Origin of the sequence: Bacillus cereus group sp. N6, from assembly GCF_016483705.1 — a bacterium.
GTDB lineage: Bacteria > Bacillota > Bacilli > Bacillales > Bacillaceae_G > Bacillus_A > Bacillus_A wiedmannii.
Genome location: NZ_JAEHBI010000191.1, coordinates 1 through 657, shown reverse-complemented (window position 1 = coordinate 657; position 657 = coordinate 1). Strand labels below are relative to the sequence as shown.

Below are 657 nucleotides of genomic sequence, written 5' to 3'. Positions count from 1 at the left end.
ACCAAAGTTCCTTCACTAATCGAATGCCCAAAACAATCTTGAAAGAATTCCTTTGTTCGTTTTAAAGAAAGACACTGATAATGCGTTAAATAAGGAACTAGTCTTTTTATATTCGGGCCATATTGGACAGGACGAGAGACGGTAGGAGGAAACGGAGCTTCTTGGATGGCATGGCAATGTGGGCATTCTTTCTGTTCTACTTTATGTTCTGTTACTTCTATTTGAATAGGTGGTAAGTCATACACTTGGCGAATGCGGTATCCTTTTACAGGCTCATGGTCCAAAGAAGTATGGCAACAAGTACAATATGCAGGAGAATACGTAATTGTATGGTCTGGAGTCGCTGCCAAACCAAGAGTATGTCCTTTGTGGCCCAACTGGCCACCAGTTTGACGATGAGATGATTTGCGTAAACTTTTTGTAACAGGCTTACGCAAACCATCTGTAGAAGGTGGTTTATGACTATTTGTAGAGTTTTTTTTTGAAGCATTTTCTAGTTCTTGTATACGTTTTTCTAACTTAGAAAATGTTTCTTCAAATAAAGAAATAACAGCTTCAGGTCCTTTTTTATATGCATTTAAAATGACTTTTCGATCGACCATATTATCACCTCCACACTGTTTGATATACTCAGTATTTACAAATGAGAGGCATATG

At 37.7% G+C, this 657-nt stretch carries 1 protein-coding gene; it reads right to left on the bottom strand.

What is annotated here, in order from left to right:
• Nucleotides 1-602, bottom strand: a 602-nt coding sequence (locus JDS99_RS30850) for a DUF6444 domain-containing protein (RefSeq protein WP_199696489.1), incomplete at its 3' end; no start/stop codon positions are given.
• Nucleotides 603-657 lie beyond the last annotated feature (55 nt).